Source organism: Desulfosarcina cetonica JCM 12296, from assembly GCF_001311845.1.
Classification (GTDB): Bacteria; Desulfobacterota; Desulfobacteria; order Desulfobacterales; family Desulfosarcinaceae; genus Desulfosarcina; species Desulfosarcina cetonica.
In genome coordinates this window covers 1-1,688 of record NZ_BBCC01000424.1, presented here as the reverse complement: position 1 = coordinate 1,688, position 1,688 = coordinate 1, and the positions used below count along the sequence as shown (strand labels likewise).

Below are 1,688 nucleotides of genomic sequence, written 5' to 3'. Positions count from 1 at the left end.
CGTCGATGCTGGCCAGGGCCAGCCACGGCACCACGGCACCGGCGCCGTAGCCCAGCAGACAGCTGAAATGGTGAATCTCACGGGCTTCGCCGGTCTCGACGATCAGCCCGCAACCGGCACGCAGACCCGACTGGATCAGGTAATGGTGCACGGCGGCGGTGGCCAACAAGGCCGGAATGGGCGCGTGGCCTTCCGGGATATCCCGGTCGGACAGAATCAGCAGGCGGGCGCCGGCCTCCACCTGACGAACGGCGAAGCGACACAGCGCCTCCAGGGCACCAGCCAGGCCGTCACCCCCCTCGGCCAGGGGCCAGCAGATGGAAAGTTCGGCCGACTGCAGGTCGGCATGGGTATCGCCACGGATGGCGGCCAGGTCGGCCGGCGTGAGAATCGGCTGCTCCAGGTAGAGCTGGCGACAGTGCAGGGGCGTTTCGGCAAACAGGTTGTGCTCCCGGCCGATGGGCGTGGCCAGGGAGGTAACCAGCTTTTCACGGATCGCGTCCAGGGGCGGGTTGGTCACCTGGGCGAAAAGCTCACGGAAGTAGTCGTAGAGCAGACGCGGCCGTGTGGAGAGAATCGCCAGGGGAATGTCGTCGCCCATGGAACCGGTCGGCTCCATGCCCTTGACCGCCATGGGTGCCAGGATCAGCTTGAGATCCTCGGCCGTGTAGCCGAAACGCCGCTGGGCCGTCAATAGCGCCTCGCCCACGGGCAGTGGTGGCGCCTTGGCCGGTACCAGGTTCTCCAGGTGCAGGAGGTTCTCCTTCAGCCAGCGACCGTAGGGCCGTTGCGTGGCCATGGTCTGCTTGATCTCGTCGTCGTGAATGATGCGATGCTGCGCAAGATCCACCAAAAACATGCGCCCCGGTTCCAGACGGCCCTTCTTGAGGACATCGGCCGGATCCACCGGCAGCACGCCGGCTTCCGAGGCCATGATCACGCGACCGTCACGGGTCACCGTGTAGCGGCTGGGCCGCAGGCCGTTGCGGTCCAAAACGGCCCCCACCTGAATGCCGTCGGTAAAGGGAATCGCCGCCGGACCGTCCCAGGGCTCCATGACACAACTGTGATAGGCGTAGAAATCCTTCTTCGCCGAGCCCATGGTCGCATGGTGCTGCCAGGCCTCGGGGATCAGCATCATCATGCACTGAGCCAGGGGCCGGCCGGTTTGCAGGAGCAGTTCCAGGGCGTTGTCCAAGGCCGCCGAATCACTGCCGCCAGGGGTACAGATCGGGCTCAGGGCGGGAATGCGGCGGCCGGTGATCCCGTCCCGGAAAAGCGGTTCGCGGGCGCGCATCCAGTTGATGTTACCCCGCACGGTATTGATCTCGCCGTTGTGACACAGGTAGCGGAAAGGTTGGGCCAATTCCCATGACGGAAACGTGTTGGTGCTGTAGCGCTGGTGGACCAGGGCCAGGGCGCTGGCCATGGCCGGGTCCATGAGATCGGGGAAAAAGGCGGCCATTTGATCGGCCAAGAGCATGCCCTTGTAAATCAGGGTGCGGGAAGAGAGGCTGACCACATGGAAGCCCTCCCCCGGGTGTCCGGCCTCGCGAAAGCGGTTCTCGGCGCGCTTGCGCATGCAGAACAGCCGCCGTTCGAAAGCGTCGACGTCACCACCGTCAGGCCCCTTGCCCACGAAGAGCATGCGGATGAGCGGCATCGCCTGGCGGGCCAGATCACCGGCC

Annotated in this window: 1 protein-coding gene; it reads right to left on the bottom strand. The window is 65.5% G+C overall.

The features are described from left to right. The coding region (locus tag JCM12296_RS34600; RefSeq protein ID WP_281492269.1) for a glutamate synthase central domain-containing protein at window positions 1–1,688 on the bottom strand (1,688 nt) is incomplete at both ends.